1 protein-coding gene is annotated in these 669 nt (G+C 73.7%); it reads left to right on the forward strand.

The features are described from left to right. Window positions 1-669, forward strand: a 669-nt coding sequence (locus tag GTP77_RS31135; RefSeq protein WP_187358903.1) for an iron hydrogenase small subunit, incomplete at both ends; no start/stop codon positions are given.

The following is a 669-nucleotide window of genomic DNA, read 5'->3' on the forward strand; positions in this document are numbered from 1 at the left end:
GGAATGGCAGCCGGTGCGCGGCGCCGGCGAGGGCGTCAAGACGGCGCAGCTGGCCGGGGTCGGCCGGATCGCCGTCTGCAACGGCATCGCCGCCGCGCAGCGCCTGCTGGCGGGCGAGGCGTGGCGGCGCGACTTCGTCGCCATCGAAGTCATGGCCTGCGTGGGCGGCTGCCTGGGCGGCGGCGGCGAACCGAAATCGATGGACCCGCAAGTGCTGGAGAAGCGCATGCAGGCGGTGTACCGCATCGACCGCCAGGCGCCGCAGCGCCGTTCGGATGAGAATCCCGATGTGCAGGCCCTGTATGCGGCCGAACTGGGGGCGCCCAACTCGGCCCGCGCGCGGGCGCTGCTGCACACCAGCTATGCCGCGCGCCACTCGCGGCGGCTGCTGCTGATGCGCTTTCTCGACTGCGTCGACCGGCGCGACGGCGCCGGCGCCGCCGCCCTGCTCCACCCCGACGCGCTGTGGCGCACCGGGGCGGCCTACGGCGACATCCGCGGCGCCGCCGCCATCGAGGCGCTGATCGAGACCGGCCTGCCGGTCTCGATCAGCGCCTCGATGGCGGCGGCGAACCGAAATCGATGGGCCCGCGAGTGCTGGAGAAGCGCATGCAGGCGGTGTACCGCATCGACCGCCAGGCGCCGCAGCGCCGTTCGGATGAGAATCCC

The sequence above is a fragment of the Pseudoduganella aquatica genome (genome assembly GCF_009857595.1).
In the GTDB taxonomy this organism is placed as follows: Bacteria; Pseudomonadota; Gammaproteobacteria; order Burkholderiales; family Burkholderiaceae_D; genus Rugamonas; species Rugamonas aquatica_A.